We start from the raw sequence: 22,505 nt of genomic DNA, 5'->3' as shown, positions 1-22,505 counted from the left end.
AAACTTATTTGGACATCTTTTTTATGTGTAGCATAAATAAAAACGCATAGATCAGTATTTTACGTTTTCTACGCGTTGTAAAATGTTTAGAAAACTTGTTTCTCTCTTGCTGCATCTAAGAATAGCAAATTATTTTCTAATTGCTCATATGATTGCTGATATTTCTCATATTGTGCTTTATCCTGACTGACCATTTCCTCAATTAACGCATGTAAAAACGAAAATAATACTGGAATAATGTCCAATGAAGATTGCTTTTTCAGGCCGAGTGTAAATAATGCACTTGCATATTCCCGAATAGAAGACAACGCCGAACCAGTAATAGCAATAATTTTAGCCTTTTTCTTCTTGGCTATTTCTACAATCGTTTGAATGTCGTTTGAATGTTTGTCCCCTGCAAAAACTATTAATGTCGTCTGCTCCCCCATACTGTTAATTTGTTGTACAATATCGTCGGATTCTGAGCGAAGCTGTTTTACATTTGGACGTAAAGTTTTCATTGTAGACGATAACCAATTTGCAATTGACGCAGCTTGACGAGTACCTAAAATATAAACGTTCTCTGCTTCATGCATCCATTTTGAGCTTTTTTGAAGCATATTATCGTTAATCAAATGAATCGTATCTTGAATATTTTGAATATCACGTTGCATCACCTTACCGAAACTTGGAATATTCCGCTTACTTGAAAAATATGTAGGTTGAAGACTCTCACCACCATTTTGAGTCAATAAATAGCTTCTAACCTTGTCTTGAAGCTCTACATAGCCCATCAAATCCATCGCATAACAAAAACGAATAACTGTTGATTCACTAACATTCGCCTGTCTACCAACTTCTGCTGCTCCATTACCAATTATAACTGTAGGGTTACTCATAACAAATTGTGCAACTTTACGCTGGCCTTTCGACAGCCTAACAAATCTTCTTTCTATTTCTTCATTAATGCTCATTTCTAACAACCTTTCTTTCAATGAAATTATCACGAACGGAGATTGTTTCCTACTGACTCTAAATTCGGATCAATTATGTCTCGGCATAATTATTGCTGTCGCTTCGCTTTCGCACAGAGAAACAATGCATCCGGAAACGGCTACTTCTTTCATCGGGTGTTTGGACACCTGTACCTGTCGCTTCGCTTTCGCTACAGAAAATAATTGCAGAAAGAAGTTAAAAATACAGTATCACGATTACAATCTGAATACAACGACTTTTCTGAAAAATCTTCAATGCTTTAACTCGCTAATATAAAAAGACAAAAAAATCGCTCTATTTTCATTATCAAAGCACCCTTATAAGTCGAGGGTTGATTTCCGTTGCGACTGTAAGATTTCCTAACGAAGCTCGCTCCAGAGTTACGTCTGTAGCCATGGTCAACAATAAATCCCTAGCCCGCACTCCAATCAATTGATCCACGTGCTATACGTTTTAACCAAATATCATCCCCATTTTCAGTGACGAACCTTATTGTGTGATTTTAACAGATTTTTTAAAATATTTGTATAAAAATTAATAGACCCTAATTTTTATGTAAATCAATTGATAAAAATGTCTTGGATTATAGTTCATCCAAGACATTTTTATTTTTGTTATTCTAATTCAATTTGTTTCGTTTCTCGACCTAAGAATATTACCCCAACAACACCGATAATAATCGCGCCACAGAAAATAGCAAAGATAAAGCCGATATCATAACCTGCTGTTAATAAAGAGCCTACTAACAAAGGTCCAAAAATACCACCGATGCGCCCAACAGCTGCTGCCATTCCTGTACCCGTTCCACGAATAATTGCAGGATACTGCTCTGGTGTATAAGCATAAAGTGCACCCCATGCCCCTAAGTTAAAGAACGATAAAAACATCCCAGATGTTAATAGCACTACTAGTGTTTCCGCATTACCAAAAATGAACGCACTTACTGCTGTACCAATTAAATAAGAAACAAGTACAAACTTCCGTCCGAACTTTTCTATAAACCATGCAGCTGTAAAATAACCTGGTAGTTGTGCAAGCGTCATAATGAGGACATATTTAAAGCTCGTAATCATATCAAAGCCTTTACCAACCATAACACTCGGTAACCATAAAAACATACCGTAATACGAGAAAACAACCGTAAACCATAACACCCATAACATAAGTGTCGAGCGTACATATTTTTTCGACCATACTTCTCGAATATTTTGCATAACACTACGTTTCTTAGACTCAGCCTTTACTGTAAATTGTGGTGAATCTGGCAGGTTCCAACGAAGATAAATTGCATATATTGCTGGAATTGCCGTTAACATTAAAGCACTACGCCACCCCCACGAAGGTATAACAAAATACGAAATCAATGCAGCGATTAACCACCCCGCCGCCCAGAAACTTTCTAGCAAAACAACTACTCGCCCACGCTCTTTGGCTTCTACACTCTCAGAAACTAGCGTCGATGCGACTGGCAATTCTCCCCCTAGCCCCATGCCTACTAAAAAGCGTAGTGTCATAAAAGCAGCTAATGTAGTGGTAAATGCGGACAAGCCACTTGCGATTGAAAATAATACAAGCGTCCACATAAAAATTTGCTTACGTCCCACTTTATCGGCAAGTACGCCGAAAACAAGAGCTCCTACAGCCATTCCAATTGAGTTTATGCTACCTATCCAACCCGACTGACTTGGCGTTAATCCCCAATCAACTGCTAATGCTGCAATAACGAATGATAATATTCCTACGTCCATTGCATCGAAAAGCCAGCCTACCCCCGCTACCCCCAAAAGCTTATTGCGAGAAATAGATTGTTGACATTTATCTGTTGATACTGTATTTATCGTCACTTTAACCACCTGTCTTTACACTTGACTTTACATCATAAGTTTACTATACAGTTGTTTCAAGAAAGTGACAAGCGAAAATTCAAATTACCGAATTGTTTAGACAATTTATGAAATTCTATTGAAAACATGGGGCAATTTGCGTTAAAATGTCTTTTATACAAAAACAACTGTTCTTTCTATAAGAACAAAAGGAGATCGTAAACGTTATGTGGAAAGGCCTAATTGAAGAATACAAACAATTTTTACCCGTAACAGAAAATACACCTGCTCTAACTTTAAACGAAGGCAATACGCCTCTTATACATTTAGTAAATCTATCTAAAAAACTAGGCATTGAGCTTTATGGAAAAATCGAAGGTGCAAATCCAACCGGTTCATTTAAAGACCGTGGTATGGTGTTTGCCGTTGCAAAAGCGATTGAAGAAGGTAGCAAATGCGTTATTTGTGCTTCAACTGGTAACACATCAGCCGCAGCAGCAGCTTATGCAACACGCGCTGGAATCCAGTCCATTGTCGTTATCCCTAAAGGAAAAGTAGCCCTAGGTAAGCTAGCACAAGCAACAATGTATGGTGCAAAGATTATCGAAATCGACGGTAATTTTGATGATGCATTAAATATTGTTCGTCAAGTAAGCGAAACAACTCCAGTGGCACTTGTAAACTCTGTGAATCCATTCCGCATCGAGGGGCAAAAAACGGCATCATTTGAAATTGTAGATGCTTTAGGAAAAGCTCCAGACTATCTTTGCATCCCTGTTGGTAACGCAGGTAACATTACTGCGTACTGGAAAGGCTTTAAAGAATACGATGCAGCAAAAGGCTCAGGTTTACCAAAAATGTTCGGCTTTGAAGCTGAAGGTGCAGCAGCAATTGTAAAAGGTGAACCTATTGCTAATCCTGAGACAGTGGCAACAGCTATTCGTATCGGTAATCCTGCAAGTTGGAAATTTGCAGAAGCAGCTCGCGATGAGTCTGGTGGAATTATTGATTCGGTTACAGACGAAGAAATTTTAGCTGCTTACAAATTAATTGCTGGCACTGAAGGAATTTTCGTTGAACCAGGTTCAGCAGCATCATTAGCAGGCGTTATTAAATCAGTTGAAAATGGCAAGATTGCGAAGGGCTCTAAAGTTGTGACAATTTTCACGGGTAATGGATTGAAAGATCCTGATACTGCCATGAATGTCTCGACTGTAGATGTTGTTTCACTTAAAAACGATGAAGAAGAAATTCGAAAATACATCGAGGGCGTACTATGAGTAACATGTGGGAAATCACGGTTCCCGGGAGCACAGCCAATCTAGGTCCTGGCTTTGATTCAATAGGGCTCGGCTTATCTCTTTACTTAAAGTTAACCGTGTCTTTACAGGATAGTTGGGAAATTATCCACCTCGATGATAATGGTCCTAAAGAGTTTGAGCTGGAAGAGCACTTACTATACGTGATTGCCAAAAAAATTGCGGATCAATACGGTAAGCAACTACCTGCCTGCCGTGTTGAAATGGCAAGTGAGCTTCCATTAGCCCGTGGTTTGGGGAGCAGTGCAGCGGTCATCGTTGCAGGAATTGAACTAGCTAACCAAGTCTGTGACTTAGGCTTAACTTTACAGGATAAACTCAATTTGTCCTCACAAATCGAAGGACATCCTGACAATGCAACTGCCTCGGTATTAGGGGGATTAACCATTTCTTCAATGGATGATAATGGCGTTGTTGATACATTTCATGTCCATGATCTAGATGCTTCCTTTGTTGTGTATGTGCCCGATGTCGAACTAAAAACAAGTGAATCCCGTTCTGTTTTACCAGAACAATTTGACCGTACATATGCAGTGAAGGCCTCTGCAAATGCTAATATGCTAGCTGCATCATTAATGGTTCGTGATTTTGAGCGTGCAGGTCGTTATATGGAAGCTGATTTATTCCATGAACCTTTCCGCGCCAATTTAATTCCACAATATAAAGAGATTCATGAAGCAGCAAAGGCTAATGGGGCATTTGGAACGGCTTTAAGCGGAGCAGGACCAACACTCATTTCCATCATCCCTACTGCTATTGCACAAAATTTCGTAAATGCCATGAAAAATCAATTTCCAGAGCATGAAATTATCTTAACAAAAGCCGATGAACATGGTATACAAGTAAAATTTGAACGTCTACTGCAAAAGTAGACGTTTTTTCTTGAAGGGGGTAGTAGCTTGAAACCAATTATTTTCTGTGATTTTGATGGCACTATAACAGAAACAGATAATATCGTCTCTCTAATGACTCAATTTGTTCCAGAGGAATCTGAGAAAATTGCTAAAACAATGATGGAACAAACTATAACCTTTAAAGATGGCATTTCAGCAATGTTCGCGCTATTATCAACTAAACAAAAGAATGCTGTGATCCAATATTTATTGGATACGGCCATTATACGTGAGGGCTTTGGCGATTTCGTTCGTTATGCACAAGAGAACCATATTCCGTTTTATATTGTTAGTGGGGGTGTCGATTTTTTCATTGAGCCACTATTAAAAAAATACGGTCCATTTTCTGGGATATATTGTAACAGTGCTGATTTTTCCGGACAGCAAATTGAGCTCGTTTTTCCAAATAGCTGTGATGAAGAATGTGCGAAATTTGAGACACAGGGTTGCGGTTGCTGCAAGCCAAGTGTTATGCGAAAGGTTGCACAGAGCAATTATTTTAAAATCGTAATTGGAGATTCACTTTCTGATTTTGAGGCAGCAAAACAGGCAGATTTAGTACTTGCCAGGGATCATCTTATTAAACGCTGTAAAGACCTTCATCTTCCTTATAAGCCGTTTGAAACATTCTATGATTGCTTAGAAGCTGTAAAAAAGCTTATAGAAGCAGAAAAGATTGTTTCAATGTAATTGAAAGATTAAAGAAATAAAGCTCATAACCATACCGTGTTGTTGATTTCCATTCCGACTGGGCGCTTTGTTGTTGCTGTCGCTTCGCTTTCACACAGAGCAAAGCTTCCTGGGGGCGTCCGATGAGCCGCTTCGCTTCGCTGCAGGAGCCAGAAATAAGGGCGGTATGTTCAGAAATATCGCCCTTATTTCTACATAACAAAGGGAACCATCTTCAATTAGATGGCTCCCATTCAAAGTCATGATTTAATTTCCGCTTTAAAATGTCTCTTTCGACGTTCGTACCAAATAACACAAATGATAAACCATGTATAACCCATACTCCATCCGGCCAATACATCTGAAGCAAAATGGCGGGCCCCAGCAACTCGAGACAAACCAATAAGTACAGTGAAAACAATTGCCCCAAGCCAAAGCAATGTCTTACGTCCCTTGCTATTGTTCTCCGAAAAAATATAAGCTATTGTAAATAAATACAAGATACCGGTCATAGCATGTCCTGAAGGAAAACTAAAGGATGTTAATTGTTCTTCAATCTCAGGCCTTGGCCGCTGCACCCATTTTTTCAATAATTGGTTAAGTACATTTCCACCTGCAACCGTTAACAAAACAAATAATATACCTCGGTTATTTTTTACCTTCCACGCTAAATACACTATTAAAACTATAGCTACAGACACTACAAATGCCGGTTCTCCTATATAGTGAAAAAATTCTATAAAACGATTACCGAAAAACAAATCAGCCATTTTCGTATCAAAAGTATTGATCAATTCACTTTGAAAAGTAACTCGTAACACAAAAAAGATAATGAGCGTTAATACCGCTAAAGGATAAGCCCATTTTTTCATACCATACTTCACCTCAAAACAATATGCTGTTATATTTTTCACATCATATCATATTTAAGTCAACTAGAGGTGAATTTGGCTTTTTATCCCGTGTACAACTCCCAACGCAACGATATGCGAACAGCAAGAAGTTAGGTACAAGATTATCTGCCCGTAAATGTCCGATTGGTAAATCTTTATCTAACCCAATGTGCCCCCTCTTTCTTGAGGTAGGACAAATGTTTTTTCATCTGCCTTATTAAAATAATTCGAAAGAGCTAATGCAACGATAAATAAGATTGCAACGATAGGTATTATTTTTCTAAACAAAATATACACTTCCTCATCTTCAGTTTAAATTATTTTAATAATACTGGATCGAATAACCAATCCTTCGGCCCAAAGTTTTTATCCTTCTCTCCTCTTACTTCACGAGATATATTGTTTTTAATAATTAATTCTCTAAACTTTCTACTGAACAAAGTCTTTCGATATAAATATCTACCGTCATGGCTCCATTCTGCTGATAAGAAAACATCATTTTCTACATTGATTAAATCTTTACGATTATAAATATCCGGACCATTGATTACCCCACTTAATCCACAACGACATGGAGGTTGTTCTGTCGCAAAATACAATTTAACTCTTTCAGCGCTACTCTCTGGTAATACTTGTGTCGGTATAATTTGAAAAGCTTTTTGCTTCCCTTCCTTCGGTCCTTGATGAATGACTTCTAACAGTTCATAGCCTTTAATTTCCTCTTGCTTCATTAATGTCGCTAATTCCTGTGAAGCAACCCAATATCCGCTCACATGAACTAAATGACGGTCTTTCATTTCTGTTGTATCTATCACTAATGGAGAAAGCTGCTCTTTTTCCATTAGTCCGCAATGCTGGCAATGGGTGTTTAAAGAAAATAAAGTTCCTCTATCATCTATAAACATATCAGGTGAGTTACCAGTTGAGTTTAGTGTGAACAATGGCGCTTGCTCATATTCGCTATCCGAAAAGTCAAAGTAAAAACGTTCTCCGATTGAAACAATTCCTAATTCGTGTTCCAATGATTTGTATAGTGCTGCTACATGTTCATATGTTACGTCTTCATTTAATGTAAAAATAGGATTAAAAGATGCCTTTAAATTTCTTTTTCTTATTTTAGGTGCACCTATAAAAATACCATAGCGATTATAAACATTAATAACTTGATCTTGACTAGATTCATCTATAGAAAATAAATTTTCAAGTTCTACTTTCAAAATACACGCCTACCTTTATATAAAGTTTTATGGTGAAGTACGTTGACTAGCTAGTAACTTTTAAAAAATCTACAATCTCTACTTTCTTCATAGATAGCCAGGCTCTTATTTTAAACGAAATCTTATATAGTATTATCTACTATAGCAAATCTACTTAACCACGATTATCTTAAGCGTACCAGTACTTACACCGACATTTCAACGTTGGGTTTACGCCAATTTTTTGGCGGTCTTTAGCCCAATTTCCGGCGTGATTTGGCGGGCATAGAAAAAACACCGCCATAATTTGGCGGTGTTATGAAAAAATATAGGTATTTAGAATTAAAATTCAGGTGTAATTAACTAAGTTAAAATACGGTATTACGAAATCACCCAAACTCTCCCTTTTTATTGAAAAATATACCAACAGAAGTTAGTATAACATACAGACAATCTATAGTAAATTCATTCTTTCTGCAAGATTTACGGCCTCTGTCCGTGAATCTACATTCAATAAAGAAAACAGCTGAGTTAAATATCTTTCGGTTGTTCGCTGAGGAATATTTAACTCTATAGCAATTGCTTTATTTGTATGACCTTCCGCAATCAATCTTAAAATTTTCTTTTCTTTTTCATTTAAGTGAATATCGAGTTTGGCATCCTGCAATTGAAATTTATTATCGAGAAAATCCAAGAAATTTTGAGGTAAAACAATTTCACCATTTGCGATTGCTCGAATAGTTCGTAAAATTTGCTCCTTAGATGCTGTTTTAGCTAAAATACCTTCTATTTTCCTTTCTAAAATAAGTGGATAATAATCAGTTATATCATCACCAGTATAAAGAATAATTGAAGCATTTGACTGGATAGCTTTAATGTTACGTCCTAAATTAATGCCATTTTCTAACGGCATATTTATATCAATTAAGTAGATATCATATGGCTTGTTTTTAATTCTCTGTATGACACGAGTTGCATCGCTTTCTGTATCAACTATAATATCTTCATTTTCTTGAAATAGGTTTTTCGTTCCCTCTAACACGATAGGGTGATCATCCACTATGAGCATCGTAATCAAGTGTATCACTTCCTTCTTTTACTGTAATTCTAATAGACATTCCTTCACTAATCTGTGAATCGATATAAAACTGCCCGTTAAAGGCCTTTACACGCTCTTGCATACCTTGAATCCCCATCGATTCTGCGACAATAATATCCCCAATATTACAGCCTACACCATCATCCCTGTAGATAATTTCAAAACCATCGTCCATTTCGCACAGATGAATTTCAACTGTTGTTGCATAGGAATGTTTTAAAGCGTTGTTGAGTAATTCTTGAAATAGTCGATAAATCATCAAATTCATACGCTCATCCTCTAAATAAAGGCGATCAATCGTATAAATTAACACAAAACTAGCTCTTTCTATTACTTTCCGAATGAGCTTTTCTAATGCAGCATTTAATCCTAATGTATCTAATAATGGTGGCTTCAAATTTTCGCAATAAGCTCTTAAATCATGTAAAGATGTCACCATCTGTTGATGAATTTTCGCAAGTTTTGGCTGGATATCTGTTGCATCTTTCATATTGACTAGGACATCAACCTCCCTGGCAATATGAAGCTGCTCTTGCAAATTTGTATCATGTAATTCTTGAGCTAATTGATATTTTTCCTCTTCAAACCTTAACCATAATAATTTGCTTAACCAAGGCAATTGACTATCATCTGCTTGCCTCATATGCTTTAATTCCTCTAACAGCTCTTCTACCATCTTTGTATTTTCAATAAAATTATTTACATATAATAAGAGCAATTCAAGCCATAGAAGCTCTTCATCTTTCAAATGAATCGAATTATTATGTCGCAATACTAACGCTCTTTTATAATGAGCATCTTGATGGAGGAAGGCTAAATAGACTTTGTCAATTCTCCGTATTTCTCCTAATTTTAAATCCTCTATTAACACTGGATTAATTGAAAGTCTTCCCTCAACTGTTGAAGTAAATTGATTTGTGTCATAGTTATAGGTTAATACAAATACATGCTCTAGCTCAAGATGTAAGGAAACTTCTTGAGCAAACTTCTCTAGAAGCTCATCTATTTTAATCGTTTTACCAATCCTATCTACAGCAGTGTATAGCTGATGTATATAATCCCCTTTTGTCGAAAATAAGATTTTTCGTTTTCGATAATCTACCTTCTCTTTTATGTAAAAAAGAACAACTAACGATGTAAAAGTAAAGAAAGAAACACCTGTTATTACGGATATAGTTAAATATTTTCCTGCAATCCAATACAAACCAACTATAAACCATAAAGTAAATATCAATGAAAAGATTACATAATAACGAAGTCTTGTAATATGGTATTCAATATCAAATAATCGTTCTGCTACCTGTGTAAAGATAAAGCTAAAAGGAATAAGCAATAAAAATAAAGAGCAGATTTCACCTGAAAGAATATACTTATCAAAAAAAATGTTAGGGAGTGCATACAAAAAAAGAAATGGCAAAAACGGTATCATTATACTAATCAACAATATTTTCAACTGAGGTGATTTATATTTGAAATAGCTTAGTAATAAAATACTAAGAATAATAATAAGGAGAATGAAGAAAAGGACTAACACTACTTCAGAAAGATAATAATAAGAAGCGGGATTGAAAATAATAATACAGCCCAGTGAAAAAGCGATTACAGGGAATATATAAAAGAATTTGATATTGTTTGTAAACAGCCAATTTATTTTTGCAAATGAATAATAATCTCTTAAAAAATGTAATAATATGACTAAACACAATACCATACTACTACGATTTACTATTATCCCAATTCCATTTACTCTACTAGCTACTCCGCTGCTTACATAAGCCAATGAAACAGTTAACATAAAAAAAATAAGTAAGTTAGTAAGCTTTGTGTTTTTTTGATTAAAATGTAGATATATAGTAATAAATAGAGTTAATAAATAATAACAAGCTGGAAATAGTAAAATATAGTAAAGTTGATGAGGGATATCTAAATGCTTAATATGTATGTGTTCTATTTCTCCATTTGGCTTCATTATCTTTATTTTATTACCGGCTACTATTGTAGATTTATATTTCAACTGATTTAGATGATCCATTGACACATCATCTACGCTTAAAATAACATCAGATGGTGAAATATTTTCCCACTCTTTCCACTCTTTATAGTAAGGTTGCGTTAACCCCCACTTACCATTTTCTTTTTCTACCTTAATTTCCAATAACGGCCCGCTATAATTCACATAATTCAGATATATCCCAATCACTAAATAGAGCATTATAGCAGGCCAAAATAACTTACTACTCGATGATTTTATAACCAAGCTGTACTTTCCAACTCTACTTCACTACTAAACGCATCTAAAATTGCTTTTTGTTCTAAAGATGAAATTCCGATCAATGATGCTTTTTGTGCTTTTAATAGAGTAACTAGGTTTGGGTTTTTTTCTAGATATTGAATTACATTCATCATACATATCTCTCCTCATTTCATTAGTTTTTTTAAGTAGTCTTTACCTACTTCATTTATAGCTACATTTTCAAGAGTATTTAATGCTTTAAACTTGAAAACATTTTTAATTGTAATTGCATAACGTATTGCACCACCATTTGTCAACTCATTTTCCGTAGCATTATTATCCAAAAATGCAACTATATCATCATTATAATAGTTTACAACAGAATTTGAAACATCATTTCCCTGTGATAAAAGATAAATAATAGGCAATGAATATCTTTTATTTAGTAAATCATTTTTAGGTCCCCACGTTTTTAAACCTTGAATATCGTTTTTAATTTGTTGGATAATACCTATGTATTTCCCATACTCTTCAACCTCAGAAGATGTCTCTCCTTTTGCAAGCACTTCGCCAATTAAGCAACCCATTGCTGTTAAAGAACCCGACTTTTGTTCAATCATTTGTATATATGATTGCTCATCCCTACAAGTATTGAGTAAATCTAGTTGCTGACCGTTTATACTTCGTAATGCATAATCCTCTAGTATTTGAATAGCCGTACTTTTGTGTTCAAAGGAAGTCTCACGGATAGTTCGAGAAGCCATAACTAGCATAGCCAAAGCAGTATTTAATGAGAGTTCAGGTGTTTTAGTCCAACTGTAGTCTGAATCCTTGTCCTGCAAGTCGTCGATAATATCAAATGATAAAATTAAAAGCTCGATAGCCGCGGCAACTTTATAAATGTCCTCGTCCAAACAATCTGTAAATGCTTCATAATGCCAATAACAAAGCTTACCAAATGAATAGCCAACTGCCCTTTTCTCTTCTTTAAAATTTTTTAGCATCGACCGTAGTTCATGACCTATCAATGTCTCGTTTTCAATTAGAATGTCCAATGCTTCATTAATTTGTTCGTCTAGCTCCTGCAATAGTCCTCTCCCCCCTTAAGTATGTTATTAAATATTATACAGATTAATGGGAAATAATACTAGACACCGGAATTACAAGGGAATATTTTACATTATATGATCAGCAAAATATACCGCCAAAAAGTGGCGGTATTTGTGGAAAGCACGCCATTTCTTTATTTAGGAATAGTAAAATAAGTGGCGGTGTTATATATTGACCGCCATTTTTTGGCGTAAACTCACCATTGAAATGGCGTCCTCACTGATGATACGCTTACATTAAGCTAAGATAAATTTATATTCTGTCCTTATACTAATCTTTGAGTTATAAGGTTCATTTGAAACGAAATCGTATGCTATGTTGATTGGCGAGAAGACTATGCGGCTTCTCGGGATGAGAGTTACGGATTGAACACCTATTCAGAACGGAAATCCTCTACGTTATCGTGATGTGCCATTTCCGTTTAATCTATTAACAAGGAAATTCTCGAAACACTGGGAGTGATTGAAATGAAAAATGAAGTAAATGAAAACGTTTTAATACTTACAGCTAATTTTTCCTGTTCCATTTTTGTCTCTGAAGAAGAAATCACTATTAAAAAACCTTCGAAAGAACAACAATATATTGAGCAAATTATTATAGATGCTGAGCAACAGGTTTTTAAAGAAACATTAGCAGAGTATAAAAGCAAATCTACATTTTCAAATTTTATTTGCAATATTCCTGGATTTGAAGATACTTTTCAACAAAGGCTGGACAGTTTTATTGAACAATACGGAATTATAAGAGTATCTGAAAAGAGCCTGTCTATGTTGCCTTTAGTAAGTCCATTTACCTCCGAATTAAACATACATAAACCTGTACTCTATACGTCACCAAGCTTTAGCATTATAAATGCAAGAGGCAATTGCTCTAGCGCTTCGTCAATTGGAAATGCTATTAAAATTGGAGAAACAGTCAGTTTACCTACTTATCTTTTTAATTCAGAAATGGCGATGTCCTCTTTAGGGGACGTTGCTGCTGTAAAAAAAGCAAATTGGACACCACAACAATCGACTGCCACTTTCACCGGGGTTTCCATTAGTGACAATGGTATTTCTCTAAATATTACTACAGCAATTAATTCATGGAATAGAACGTCCATTAAACATTAATACTAGATTGGGTATGGCACAGGTATAGTATGTGCCTCGCCCTTCTTCCTTAATGTCGTTCTATATGCCATTTTAATAGTTTTATTAGGTCGCATTGATGGTTTTTTTCGTCACTCTGGGGGTTTTTTCCGTCACTCTGGCGGTTCTTTCCGTCACTTTGACCTTTCTTTCCGTCGCTCTAGCCTTTCTTTCCATCGCTCTGACTTCTATCCGTCACTCTGGCGGTTCTTTCCGTCGCTTTGACCTTTCTTTCCGTCGCTCTGACTTCTATCCGTCACTCTAGCGGTTCTTTCCGTCGCTTTGGCCTTTCTTTCCGTCGCTCTGACTTCTATCCATCACTCTAGCGATTCTTTCCGTCGCTTTGACCTTTCTTTCCGTCGCTCTGACTTCTATCCGTCACTCTGGCGGTTCTTTCCGTTGCTTTGACCTTTCTTTTAGTCGCTCTAGCCTTTCTTTCCGTCGCTCTGACTTCTATCCGTCACTCTGGCGGTTCTTTCCGTCGCTTTGGCCTTTCTTTCCGTCGCTCTGACTTCTATCCGTCACTCTAGCGGTTCTTTCCGTCGCTTTGGCCTTTCTTTCCGTCGCTCGAACCATTCTTTCCGTCCCTCTGACTTCTATCCATCACTCTAGCGATTCTTTCCGTCGCTTTGACCTTTCTTTCCGTCGCTCTAGCCTTTCTTTCCGTCGCTCTAGCCTTTCTTTCCGTCGCTCTGACTTCTATCAGCCACCTTCGCTCCTCTATCCTCCACTTTGACTATCTATCATTACATTTCTATCGGACAATGCGAAGCTTCATGTTCTATTCAAAAGAAAAAAGGTGCCTCAAATGAACTTTGAGACACCTCTAATTATTAACCTTTTACATAATAAACTTCTTGGCCACTTTCAATGATATGATCAGGCTTCGGTTTACCAGCATTCGCTTTATGACCAGCAATATGTTCGGGACTCTTCTCCCAGTTTTTCCACGCTTCTTCTGATTCCCATCGAACCACAATTAGCACTTCCTCATCACCACGTCGTACTTTTTTTACAAGTACTTGCTTATCGATAAAGCCTGGCTGTTGTTCAAGCAATGACGGACCATCTTTTTTGGCGCCAAAACGCTCAACAACTTTTTCAGAATTCCCTTCCGTAACGACAATACGTTTAATTTGTACAAACATATTAGTTAAACACCTTTAAAACGTCTTCAACTTTTTGAGTTTCAGAAGTTAAACCGCCACCAGATAAATACCAAACTTGTGGATCTAAATAAACGATTTTACCGTTTTTCGCAGCGTTAGTAGCACCAACGATTTCGTTTTCAATTGCAGCTTTTGTACCAGACTCACCTTCTGGATTTACTGCAGCATCACGGTCAACTACGAATAAAACGTCTGGGTTTGTATCACGTACATATTCAAATGATGCGTTAGCACCATGTGTAGAAACTTCAATTTTTTCATCAGCAGGTTTTACACCATATACATCATGGATCACACCGAAACGTGAACCAGGACCATATGCAGATAATGAACCTTCAGAACCTAGAACGATTAAAGCTTTCTCTTTAGCTGAAGCTGTTTTAGCTTTAACTTCCTCTACTTTTGCTTCGTATGCAGCAAATGCATCAGCAGCTTCTTTTTCTTTACCAAAAATCTTACCAGCTAATTCAGTTTTTTCTTTGAATGATTCCACGAAATTTTGATCATCTACACCTACAAATACAGTTGGTGCAATTTTAGATAATTCATCGTAAGCAGATGCTTGACGACCAGAGATGAAAATAATGTCTGGATTCATAGAAGAGATTGCTTCAAAGTCAGGCTCTTTTAAAGCACCAACATTCACATAATCTTTACCAGAATATTTGCTTAAGTATTTTGGAACTGATTTTTGTGGAACACCTGCAACTTTAACACCTAAAGCATCTAAAGTATCAAGGAAACCATAGTCAAATACAACAACATTCTTTGGTTGCTCTTTAAGCGTTACTTCTTTAAAAGTCTCTTTACCATCTTTGATAGCTGGGATAGTAAGTGGGTAAGCTGTAGCTTCTCCCTTTTGCTCCTCTGCAGGCTTGTTATCAGTTGAAGAACCTTTATCTTCTTTTTTCGCTTCGTCTTTAGAACCGCAAGCAGCTAGTACTAATAGCATCATTGCCATTAACACAGTAAGTAATTTCCAATTTTTCATTGTAAAATTGCTCCTTTATTTTTCAGATGGACATTTCCATCTATTATTTTTTAAGAGTTAAAATATACACAAATGCGACAACCATTCTGTTCTTGAACTGGGATATCCATATCATAGATTTCCTTAAGGGCATCAGAGTTGATGATGTCATTTGTTGGACCGTCTTTGACAACACGTCCATTTTTTAATGCGACAATATGATCTGAGTATACGGAAGCAAAGTTAATATCGTGCAATACGATGACAACTGTTTTCCCTAACTCATCAACGAGCTTACGCAAAATTTTCATGATTTGCACAGAGTGCTTCATGTCTAAATTGTTAAGCGGCTCATCAAGCAAAATATAGTCGGTGTCCTGTGCAATAACCATTGCAATAAATGCACGTTGGCGTTGACCACCGGATAATTCATCCAAATAATTGTGTTGAAGATCTTCTAAATTCATATATTGAATTGCTTCATCTACCTTTAGCTCATCCTCAGGTTTTAAATTTCCTTTCGAATAAGGGAAGCGACCAAATGAAACAAGCTCACGTATTGTTAGGCGTACATTCATATAGTTTGACTGTTTTAAAATGGATACTCGCTTCGCAAAATCATCCGATTTCCAACGACGTACATCTGATTTATCGAGTAATACTTCTCCAGTGTCTGCATTAAGTAAACGGCTTACCATTGAAAGCAATGTTGATTTACCTGCGCCATTCGGTCCAATAAAAGACGTAATTTTCCCTGGTGCAACGTCGACACTGACATCTTGAATGACCGGTTTTTTCCCAAAAAACTTAGAGATTTCTTTTACTTGGATCATCCTGCTGACCTACTTTCCTTCAATAATAAGTAGATGAAGTACACGCCACCTACGAAGTTTATAATAACACTTAGTGTTGTATCGAAATTAAAAATACGTTCGACCATCCACTGTCCACCGACCAAAGCTACAATACTCATCACACAAGAACCTGCGATTATTACAGAGTGCTTGTACGTCTTGAAAAATTGATACGATAAATTTGCCACGATTAAGCCAAAGAATGTAATTGGCCCAACAAGAGCTGTAGAAACGGCAATTAATACTGAAGATAATATGAGCATACGCTGTACAAGCTTGTCATACGGCACCCCTAAATTAATTGCTGTATCACGTCCAAGAGACATTACATCTAATTGGTTCATGTGACGCCAGCCATAAATAAAGGTTATGATAATGACAACACCTGCAAGCCATACTAAATCCGAATTGACATTGTTGAAGCTTGCAAACATTTTACTTTGTAAGCTTAAAAACTCATTCGGGTCTATTAAAACTTGGAAGAACGTAGTTACACTTCCTAAAAACGTTCCGACAATCATACCAACAAGCAGCAAGAAATAAATCGGACGTTTTCCTTCCTTGAATAATACTCGATAAAATATCACCGCAAAGACAATCATCGCTAAAACAGCTAGTAAGAAATTGTATTTGGCGTTAATAACGAATATCGACATAGAGCCAAAGAAGAAATAGATGAACGTTTGAACCATCATATATAATGCATCAAGCCCCATTACACTTGGCGTTAAAATACGGTTATGTGTAATCGTTTGGAACACTACAGTTGAATATGCAATCGCAATACCTGTTAACGACATCGCTACCACTTTAATAAGGCGGCGTGGGAACGCATAATGATAGTTACCATTAAGTTCATAAAATACATACAGTAAGATAGATGCTACAGCCAAACCTAGTAAAATCAACATTTTTGTACGGTTACGCATATGCTTTCCCCCTAAACAACATAATTAGGAAGATCGCACTTCCGATGACACCGACCGTCATACTAATTGGAATTTCATAAGGGAAAATAAGTACACGCCCAATAATGTCGCAGAATAATAAGAACGACATACCAAGTAATGCTGTATGAGGCAATGTCTTAGCAAGGTTATCCCCTTTGAACAGCGAAACTATATTTGGAATGATTAAACCAAGGAACGGTATCACACCAACTGTTAGCACCACCGTCGTCGAAATAAGTGCCACTAACACTAAACCTAAATTCACAACGAATTTATAAGAAAGACCAAGGTTTTTTGCAAAATCCTCACCCATTCCTGCCACTGTGAAGCGGTTCGCATAAATGTAAGCTAAAATCAGCACGGGTACACTTATGTACAAAAGCTCATAACGACCTTTCATCATTAATGAGAAATCTCCCTGTAACCATGCAGAAATGTTTTGGATAATATCCGCCTTATACGCAAAGAACGTTGTAATTGACGAAAGGATATTCCCAAACATTAAGCCAATAAGCGGTATAAAGATCGCATCTTTAAATTTTATTCGATTTAATATTTGCATAAACAATAATGTGCCGGCTAAAGCAAATAGGAAAGCGAATGAAATTTTTTGAAAATACGTGACATTTGTGAAAAACATCATCGAAATTAGTACCCCCAACTTTGTAGCATCTAATGTACCTGCTGTCGTTGGTGACACGAACTTATTCCTACTTAAGCTTTGCATAATTAAACCAGCAATACTCATACCTGCACCTGCTAACAAAATTGCTACAAGTCTCGGTATACGACTAATAAAAAATAGTCTAGTTTCTTCTGATTCGAAGTCTAATAGATCACTCGGTTTTATATCAACTACTCCGATAAATAGTGAAACTATAGACAGAACAACAGTTGCTGTTAAAAGATATCTTTTTTTCATTATAATCCCCGGTAGATTCATTTTTGCTAGTAACACTCACTGAAAATGATTATCATTACTCACGATTCTCATTATAAGCGTGTTTACATTCTCAGTCAACCTACAATTGAGAATTATTCTCGTTTTATTCGAGAATCCTAAAAAATGAGCATCCTCAACAGAATATTTACACTCAGTGTTATTTCTGAAATTAAAAACCTCTACATTTTTTACACAAATAAAAAGGTAATTGAGAATGAAATACTGATTTCTTCTCAATTACCTTATCAAATCAATTATGCCTCGCCATAATTGCGTCCGGAGGCTTTGGGCCAACAATTGTTTTTTTGCGCGAAAGCGAAGCGTCAGCAGTAGATGTTTTTATAGATAAACGCTTGTAGCTTTCGCTTTGCTTTCGCTACAGAAAATAATTGCTGAAAGAAGTTAAGCTATTCGTCGAACACCTTTTAACCATGCAAAAATAATTAAAACGATTAATACAAAACCGACATATCCCATGACAGCATATAGCTTAGCTACAAGCGTCGTAAAGCCAGCAAGACTTGCTAAAAAGGCCAAACTACCGATAAAAACGGCAGTTACCTTAAAACTTGCCTTATTAGGTTTTAAAAATCTCACCATAAATGAATAGAACATCCCCACTGCTGTATTATAAATCATCCCTAATAAAGAAAAGGACATCAATAGACCAATCAGAGGATGAATTTCATTTGCCAAAGCTAGCATGGGTATATCAATGCCAACGATTACATTCATTTTTGCAAGAAGAGACAGGTTAATAAGTAGAATTAAAGCTCCAAGCAAAATCCCACCAATAATACCTCCCAGCCCTGCCACTTTTTCATTGCGAATAGACCCACACATAACAGTTAAAAGCGAAAAACATACACCGATATTAAAAGACAAATACAGTAAAGCAGTAACCCACCAGCTTTTAGAACTTGCCTGTGCTTGTTGTGCAATGACAGCTTGTTCGACAAAGGTTAAATCCATCGTAGCTAATGAATAGATCGCTATTATTGAGACAATTGCTAGCAGATAAGGTGTAGCAATTGCAATAACATTTATGATGCTCTTCACATCCATCATAACTGTCGCTATAGTTAGTACAATCATACAAATGCTCCCCAGCCAAACCGGTAGTCCAAACATTTGATGTAACGTAGCACCTGCTCCTGCAAACATGATTACTGCTACACCGAATAAGAAGAGCGACAGTAAAAAATCCATCACCAAACCTACAGCATTACCTGAAATTTGATAAATTAAATCCTTGTGCGATGTCGTACGTAATCTTGAGCTAATTTGAGCAATACACATTCCTACTAAGGCAAATCCAACTGTAGCAATAAGTGCACCATAAATCCCTTGAAAGCCATAGCTCGTAAAATATAGTACGATTTCCTGTCCTGATGCAAATCCCGCACCGACGATAATTCCTACATAGGCACCACCGATTTGCAAACTTTTTTTCAATCAGTTCTCTCCCTGTTTATCCTATTATTGGGACTATCACCAAAGCGAGTGGTTCATTTCCTCTCGCTTCGCGGGTATTTCACTCTCTTCCGCGGGTATTTCCTCTCGCTTCGCGGGTTATTCATTCTCTTCCGCGGGTATTTCCTCTCGCTTCGCGGGTATTCGCTTCTCTTCCGCGGATATTCCACTCTCTTCCGCGGGTATTCCACTCTCTTCCGCGGGTATTCGCTTCTCTTCCGCGGGTATTTCACTCTCTTCCGCGGGTATTTCCTCTCGCTTCGCGGGTATTCGCTTCTCTTCCGCGGGTATTCCACTCTCTTCCGCGGGTATTCCACTCTCTTCCGCGGGTATTCCACTCTCTTCCGCGGGTATTCCACTCTCTCCGCGGGTATTCCACTCTCTTCCGCGGGTATTCCACTCTCTTCCGCGGGTATTCCACTCTCTTCCGCGGGTATTTCACTCTCTTCCGCGGGTATTCCACTCTCTTCCGCGGGTATTCCACTCTCTTCCGCGGGTATTCCACTCTCTTCCGCGGGTATTCACTCTCTTCCACGGGTATTTCCTCTCGCTTCGCGGGTATTCACTCTCTTCCACGGGTATTTCCTCTCACTTCGCGGGTATTCGCTTCTCTTCCGCGGATATTCCACTCTCTTCCGCGGGTATTTCCTCTCGCTTCGCGGGTATTTCATTCTCTTCCGCGGATATTCCACTCTCTTCCGCGGGTATTTCACTCTCTTCCGCGGGTATTCCACTCTCTTCCGCGGGTATTCCACTCTCTTCCGCGGGTATTCCACTCTCTCCGCGGGTATTTCCTCTCGCTTCGCGGGTATTTCATTCTCTTCCGCGGATATTCCACTCTCTTCCGCGGGTATTTCACTCTCTTCCGCGGGTATTTCATTCTCTTCCGCGGGTTTTTCACTCTCTTCCGCGGGTATTTCATTCTCTTCCGCGGATATTCCACTCTCTTCCGCGGGTATTTCCTCTCGCTTCGCGGGTATTCGCTTCTCTTCCGCGGGTATTCACTCTCTTCCGCGGATATTCCACTCTCTTCCGCGGGTATTTCACTCTCTTCCGCGGGTATTTCACTCTCTTCCGCGGGTATTCCACTCTCTTCCGCGGGTATTCCACTCTCTTCCGCGGGTATTCCACTCTCTTCCGCGGGTATTCCACCTCTTCCGCGGGTATTTCCTCTCGCTTCGCGGGTATTCGCTTCTCTTCCGCGGGTAGTTCACTCTCTTCCGCGGATATTCCACTCTCTTCCGCGGGTATTCGCTTCTCTTCCGCGGGTATTCACTCTCTTCCACGGGTAGTTCCTCTCGCTTCGCGGGTATTCGCTTCTCTTCCGCGGGTATTTCCTCTCGCTTCGCGGGTATTTCATTCTCTTCCGCGGATATTCACTCTCTTCCGCGGGTATTCACTCTCTTCCACGGGTATTTCCTCTCACTTCGCGGGTATTCGCTTCTCTTCCGCGGATATTCCACTCTCTTCCACGGGTATTTCCTCTCGCTTCGCGGGTATTTCCTCTCACTTCGCGGGTATTCGCTTCTCTTCCGCGGATATTCCACTCTCTTCCGCGGGTATTTCCTCTCGCTTCGCGGGTATTCCACTCTCTTCCGCGGGTATTTCCTCTCGCTCCGCGGGTATTCGCTTCTCTTCCGCAGATATTCACTTTCTTCCTACTTTTGGTGATAAACCTTTTATTGATAGACCTTCTTACTGGTTGTTAGCTTATCAATTACCTTCATATTAGGTGTATATCCAATTCCGGCCGTTTGTGGCACACGAATATAACCATCCTCTACAATTACTTCAGGTGTAATGATATCCTCATACCAATAATGGCTAGAGCCTGCAGTATCCCCAGGCAACACAAAATTAGAGAGCGATGTTAATGCAATATTATGCGCTCGTCCGATTCCTGCCTCTAACATACCGCCACACCAAACGTGAATATTATTTTCCTTACATAAATCATGAATTCTTCTTGCTTCTGTTAAACCGCCTACACGTCCTATTTTTATATTAATAACACCACAACTACCAAGCTCTATAGCTTTTCGAGCATCTTCGTAGGAGGTGATGCTTTCATCTAAGCAAATAGGCGTTTTTAACTTTCGCTGTAGCTTAGCATGATCGACAATATCATCAACAGCTAACGGCTGCTCAATCATTAATAGATTAAATGCATCGAGTTGCTGCAATACATCCATATCGTTCAATGTATACGCAGAATTAGCATCTACCATTAATGGCAGATCTGGCATTTCAGCTCGAATAGCACGAACAACTTCTACATCGTGACCGGGCTTAATTTTCACTTTTACTCGTTTATAGCCTTTATCTACATGGCCTTTTAATAAATCAATTAATGCATCTGTGGAAGATTGAATACCTACGCTAACACCTACCTCTATTTGTTCCTTAACTCCACCTAACGCTTGAGCAAGTGATTGCTTCGTTTGTTGAGCATAAATATCCCAAATAGCCCCTTCAACAGAGGATTTCGCCATGCAATTACGACGAATAGAGGAGAACAAAGCACTGACTTCATCTGGATGCCCAACCTCTTTATGTAACAAGATGGGGATTAAGAAGTCTTCAAGCATATGCCATGTTGTTTTCAACGTCTCCTCTGTATACCACGGCGCTACAAAGGCAACAGCTTCTCCCCATCCTACAGTTCCTGATTGATCGATCGCTTCTATAAGTAAGAACTCTTTTTCATTAATTGTGCCAAAACTCGTTGTAAACGGTGCTTTCATAGGCATTTTTATATGTCTCACTGTAATCTGTTCTAGTTTCACAAGATTTCACTCCTTATCCT

Annotated in this window: 30 protein-coding genes; 9 read left to right on the top strand and 21 right to left on the bottom strand. The window is 37.9% G+C overall.

Features of this window, described 5'->3' with window-relative positions; all coding sequences use genetic code 11:
- Window positions 1–86 precede the first annotated feature (86 nt).
- Window positions 87–953: a MurR/RpiR family transcriptional regulator gene (locus ACYQ73_RS19835; RefSeq protein WP_460014042.1), complete on the bottom strand. Its 867-nt coding sequence runs from the start codon at window positions 951–953 to the stop codon at window positions 87–89.
- A 636-nt stretch (window positions 954–1,589) separates the two neighbouring features.
- On the bottom strand, window positions 1,590–2,819 hold the full coding sequence (locus ACYQ73_RS19830) for an MFS transporter (RefSeq protein WP_460014041.1): 1,230 nt from the start codon (window positions 2,817–2,819) through the stop codon (window positions 1,590–1,592).
- A 206-nt stretch (window positions 2,820–3,025) separates the two neighbouring features.
- On the opposite strand from ACYQ73_RS19830, the gene thrC reads away from it, so the two are divergent.
- From thrC to ACYQ73_RS19810, 4 genes are all read left to right on the top strand, one after another.
- Window positions 3,026–4,078 (top strand): threonine synthase, encoded by a 1,053-nt coding sequence (thrC, locus tag ACYQ73_RS19825; protein ID WP_142508535.1) that lies wholly within the window; start codon window positions 3,026–3,028, stop codon window positions 4,076–4,078.
- Window positions 4,075–4,989: a homoserine kinase gene (gene thrB, locus ACYQ73_RS19820; RefSeq protein ID WP_460014040.1), complete on the top strand. Its 915-nt coding sequence runs from the start codon at window positions 4,075–4,077 to the stop codon at window positions 4,987–4,989. Before thrC ends, thrB begins: the two co-directional genes overlap by 4 nt.
- A gap of 27 nt (window positions 4,990–5,016) precedes the next feature.
- Window positions 5,017–5,700, top strand: coding sequence for a 2-hydroxy-3-keto-5-methylthiopentenyl-1-phosphate phosphatase (locus tag ACYQ73_RS19815; protein ID WP_460014039.1), 684 nt, complete (start codon window positions 5,017–5,019; stop codon window positions 5,698–5,700).
- A gap of 122 nt (window positions 5,701–5,822) precedes the next feature.
- On the top strand, window positions 5,823–5,945 hold the full coding sequence (locus tag ACYQ73_RS19810) for a hypothetical protein (RefSeq protein ID WP_460014038.1): 123 nt from the start codon (window positions 5,823–5,825) through the stop codon (window positions 5,943–5,945).
- Here the strand turns inward: ACYQ73_RS19810 and ACYQ73_RS19805 are convergent.
- From ACYQ73_RS19805 to ACYQ73_RS19780, 6 genes are all read right to left on the bottom strand, one after another.
- On the bottom strand, window positions 5,940–6,551 hold the full coding sequence (locus ACYQ73_RS19805) for a phosphatase PAP2 family protein (protein WP_460014037.1): 612 nt from the start codon (window positions 6,549–6,551) through the stop codon (window positions 5,940–5,942). The genes ACYQ73_RS19810 and ACYQ73_RS19805 overlap by 6 nt on opposite strands.
- A 338-nt stretch (window positions 6,552–6,889) precedes the next feature.
- Window positions 6,890–7,789, bottom strand: coding sequence for a hypothetical protein (locus ACYQ73_RS19800; RefSeq protein WP_460014036.1), 900 nt, complete (start codon window positions 7,787–7,789; stop codon window positions 6,890–6,892).
- Between the two features lie 433 nt (window positions 7,790–8,222).
- The gene (locus ACYQ73_RS19795; RefSeq protein ID WP_460014099.1) at window positions 8,223–8,837 is read right to left on the bottom strand and encodes a response regulator; all 615 of its coding nucleotides are present in this window, start codon (window positions 8,835–8,837) and stop codon (window positions 8,223–8,225) included.
- On the bottom strand, window positions 8,821–11,079 hold the full coding sequence (locus tag ACYQ73_RS19790) for a sensor histidine kinase (protein ID WP_460014098.1): 2,259 nt from the start codon (window positions 11,077–11,079) through the stop codon (window positions 8,821–8,823). Before ACYQ73_RS19790 ends, ACYQ73_RS19795 begins: the two co-directional genes overlap by 17 nt.
- A gap of 35 nt (window positions 11,080–11,114) precedes the next feature.
- Complete coding sequence (gene comX, locus ACYQ73_RS19785) at window positions 11,115–11,273, bottom strand: competence pheromone ComX (protein ID WP_460014035.1); 159 nt, start codon at window positions 11,271–11,273, stop codon at window positions 11,115–11,117.
- A gap of 12 nt (window positions 11,274–11,285) precedes the next feature.
- The gene (locus tag ACYQ73_RS19780) at window positions 11,286–12,188 is read right to left on the bottom strand and encodes a polyprenyl synthetase family protein (protein WP_460014034.1); all 903 of its coding nucleotides are present in this window, start codon (window positions 12,186–12,188) and stop codon (window positions 11,286–11,288) included.
- Window positions 12,189–12,677: 489 nt separating this feature from the next.
- Here ACYQ73_RS19780 and ACYQ73_RS19775 point away from each other — a divergent pair, with 489 nt between their 5' ends.
- From ACYQ73_RS19775 to ACYQ73_RS19755, 5 genes are all read left to right on the top strand, one after another.
- Window positions 12,678–13,322 (top strand): hypothetical protein, encoded by a 645-nt coding sequence (locus tag ACYQ73_RS19775; RefSeq protein ID WP_460014033.1) that lies wholly within the window; start codon window positions 12,678–12,680, stop codon window positions 13,320–13,322.
- Between the two features lie 97 nt (window positions 13,323–13,419).
- Window positions 13,420–13,605: a hypothetical protein gene (locus ACYQ73_RS19770; RefSeq protein WP_460014032.1), complete on the top strand. Its 186-nt coding sequence runs from the start codon at window positions 13,420–13,422 to the stop codon at window positions 13,603–13,605.
- A 17-nt stretch (window positions 13,606–13,622) separates the two neighbouring features.
- Window positions 13,623–13,748, top strand: coding sequence for a hypothetical protein (locus ACYQ73_RS19765; protein WP_460014031.1), 126 nt, complete (start codon window positions 13,623–13,625; stop codon window positions 13,746–13,748).
- Window positions 13,745–13,870 carry a hypothetical protein gene (locus ACYQ73_RS19760; RefSeq protein WP_460014030.1) on the top strand — a complete coding sequence of 42 codons (126 nt, stop codon included), beginning with the start codon at window positions 13,745–13,747 and terminating at the stop codon, window positions 13,868–13,870. The genes ACYQ73_RS19765 and ACYQ73_RS19760 overlap by 4 nt, the downstream gene beginning before the upstream one ends.
- Window positions 13,871–13,887: 17 nt before the next feature.
- Window positions 13,888–14,076 (top strand): hypothetical protein, encoded by a 189-nt coding sequence (locus ACYQ73_RS19755; protein WP_460014029.1) that lies wholly within the window; start codon window positions 13,888–13,890, stop codon window positions 14,074–14,076.
- 97 nt (window positions 14,077–14,173) lie between these two features.
- On the opposite strand, the gene ACYQ73_RS19750 is transcribed toward ACYQ73_RS19755, so the two are convergent.
- From ACYQ73_RS19750 to menC, 13 genes are all read right to left on the bottom strand, one after another.
- Window positions 14,174–14,488: an antibiotic biosynthesis monooxygenase family protein gene (locus tag ACYQ73_RS19750; RefSeq protein WP_460014028.1), complete on the bottom strand. Its 315-nt coding sequence runs from the start codon at window positions 14,486–14,488 to the stop codon at window positions 14,174–14,176.
- A gap of 1 nt (window position 14,489) precedes the next feature.
- Window positions 14,490–15,500, bottom strand: a complete 1,011-nt coding sequence (locus tag ACYQ73_RS19745) for a siderophore ABC transporter substrate-binding protein (protein ID WP_460014027.1) — start codon at window positions 15,498–15,500, stop codon at window positions 14,490–14,492.
- Between the two features lie 50 nt (window positions 15,501–15,550).
- Window positions 15,551–16,312 carry an iron ABC transporter ATP-binding protein gene (locus ACYQ73_RS19740; RefSeq protein WP_460014026.1) on the bottom strand — a complete coding sequence of 254 codons (762 nt, stop codon included), beginning with the start codon at window positions 16,310–16,312 and terminating at the stop codon, window positions 15,551–15,553.
- Window positions 16,309–17,262 carry an iron chelate uptake ABC transporter family permease subunit gene (locus tag ACYQ73_RS19735; protein WP_460014025.1) on the bottom strand — a complete coding sequence of 318 codons (954 nt, stop codon included), beginning with the start codon at window positions 17,260–17,262 and terminating at the stop codon, window positions 16,309–16,311. Before ACYQ73_RS19735 ends, ACYQ73_RS19740 begins: the two co-directional genes overlap by 4 nt.
- Window positions 17,255–18,205 (bottom strand): ABC transporter permease, encoded by a 951-nt coding sequence (locus ACYQ73_RS19730; RefSeq protein WP_460014024.1) that lies wholly within the window; start codon window positions 18,203–18,205, stop codon window positions 17,255–17,257. Before ACYQ73_RS19730 ends, ACYQ73_RS19735 begins: the two co-directional genes overlap by 8 nt.
- Window positions 18,206–18,628: 423 nt before the next feature.
- Window positions 18,629–19,681 carry a YkvI family membrane protein gene (locus tag ACYQ73_RS19725; RefSeq protein WP_460014023.1) on the bottom strand — a complete coding sequence of 351 codons (1,053 nt, stop codon included), beginning with the start codon at window positions 19,679–19,681 and terminating at the stop codon, window positions 18,629–18,631.
- Between the two features lie 53 nt (window positions 19,682–19,734).
- Window positions 19,735–20,058 carry a hypothetical protein gene (locus ACYQ73_RS19720; RefSeq protein ID WP_460014022.1) on the bottom strand — a complete coding sequence of 108 codons (324 nt, stop codon included), beginning with the start codon at window positions 20,056–20,058 and terminating at the stop codon, window positions 19,735–19,737.
- Between the two features lie 162 nt (window positions 20,059–20,220).
- Window positions 20,221–20,475: a hypothetical protein gene (locus ACYQ73_RS19715; RefSeq protein ID WP_460014021.1), complete on the bottom strand. Its 255-nt coding sequence runs from the start codon at window positions 20,473–20,475 to the stop codon at window positions 20,221–20,223.
- Complete coding sequence (locus tag ACYQ73_RS19710) at window positions 20,409–20,642, bottom strand: hypothetical protein (protein WP_460014020.1); 234 nt, start codon at window positions 20,640–20,642, stop codon at window positions 20,409–20,411. The genes ACYQ73_RS19715 and ACYQ73_RS19710 overlap by 67 nt, the downstream gene beginning before the upstream one ends.
- Window positions 20,618–20,851, bottom strand: coding sequence for a hypothetical protein (locus tag ACYQ73_RS19705; protein WP_460014019.1), 234 nt, complete (start codon window positions 20,849–20,851; stop codon window positions 20,618–20,620). The genes ACYQ73_RS19710 and ACYQ73_RS19705 overlap by 25 nt, the downstream gene beginning before the upstream one ends.
- Window positions 20,764–20,985, bottom strand: coding sequence for a hypothetical protein (locus tag ACYQ73_RS19700; RefSeq protein WP_460014018.1), 222 nt, complete (start codon window positions 20,983–20,985; stop codon window positions 20,764–20,766). Before ACYQ73_RS19700 ends, ACYQ73_RS19705 begins: the two co-directional genes overlap by 88 nt.
- Window positions 20,986–21,095: 110 nt before the next feature.
- Entirely contained in the window at window positions 21,096–21,350 is a 255-nt protein-coding gene (locus ACYQ73_RS19695) for a hypothetical protein (RefSeq protein ID WP_460014017.1), read from the bottom strand.
- A gap of 28 nt (window positions 21,351–21,378) precedes the next feature.
- Entirely contained in the window at window positions 21,379–22,485 is a 1,107-nt protein-coding gene (gene menC, locus ACYQ73_RS19690) for an o-succinylbenzoate synthase (protein WP_460014016.1), read from the bottom strand.
- Between the last annotated feature and the right edge of the window lie 20 nt (window positions 22,486–22,505).

Source organism: Lysinibacillus sp. CTST325 (genome assembly GCF_054665055.1).
Note: the sequence above shows the minus strand (reverse complement) of the source record. Positions and strands in the feature narration are given on the sequence as shown.

Excerpts from the sequence above, each read along its gene's own strand:
- ACYQ73_RS19810 (WP_460014038.1), top strand. The coding sequence starts at position 5,823 with ATGAGCCGCTTCGCTTCGCTGCAGGAGCCAGAAATAAGGGCGGTATGT.
- ACYQ73_RS19730 (WP_460014024.1), bottom strand. The coding sequence starts at position 18,205 with ATGAAAAAAAGATATCTTTTAACAGCAACTGTTGTTCTGTCTATAGTT.
- ACYQ73_RS19735 (WP_460014025.1), bottom strand. The coding sequence starts at position 17,262 with ATGCGTAACCGTACAAAAATGTTGATTTTACTAGGTTTGGCTGTAGCA.
- ACYQ73_RS19805 (WP_460014037.1), bottom strand. The coding sequence starts at position 6,551 with ATGAAAAAATGGGCTTATCCTTTAGCGGTATTAACGCTCATTATCTTT.
- ACYQ73_RS19740 (WP_460014026.1), bottom strand. The coding sequence starts at position 16,312 with ATGATCCAAGTAAAAGAAATCTCTAAGTTTTTTGGGAAAAAACCGGTC.
- ACYQ73_RS19775 (WP_460014033.1), top strand. The coding sequence starts at position 12,678 with ATGAAAAATGAAGTAAATGAAAACGTTTTAATACTTACAGCTAATTTT.
- ACYQ73_RS19750 (WP_460014028.1), bottom strand. The coding sequence starts at position 14,488 with ATGTTTGTACAAATTAAACGTATTGTCGTTACGGAAGGGAATTCTGAA.
- thrB (WP_460014040.1), top strand. The coding sequence starts at position 4,075 with ATGAGTAACATGTGGGAAATCACGGTTCCCGGGAGCACAGCCAATCTA.
- ACYQ73_RS19795 (WP_460014099.1), bottom strand. The coding sequence starts at position 8,837 with ATGCTCATAGTGGATGATCACCCTATCGTGTTAGAGGGAACGAAAAAC.
- thrC (WP_142508535.1), top strand. The coding sequence starts at position 3,026 with ATGTGGAAAGGCCTAATTGAAGAATACAAACAATTTTTACCCGTAACA.
- ACYQ73_RS19770 (WP_460014032.1), top strand. The coding sequence starts at position 13,420 with ATGGTTTTTTTCGTCACTCTGGGGGTTTTTTCCGTCACTCTGGCGGTT.
- comX (WP_460014035.1), bottom strand. The coding sequence starts at position 11,273 with ATGATGAATGTAATTCAATATCTAGAAAAAAACCCAAACCTAGTTACT.
- ACYQ73_RS19835 (WP_460014042.1), bottom strand. The coding sequence starts at position 953 with ATGAGCATTAATGAAGAAATAGAAAGAAGATTTGTTAGGCTGTCGAAA.
- ACYQ73_RS19790 (WP_460014098.1), bottom strand. The coding sequence starts at position 11,079 with ATGCTCTATTTAGTGATTGGGATATATCTGAATTATGTGAATTATAGC.
- ACYQ73_RS19745 (WP_460014027.1), bottom strand. The coding sequence starts at position 15,500 with ATGAAAAATTGGAAATTACTTACTGTGTTAATGGCAATGATGCTATTA.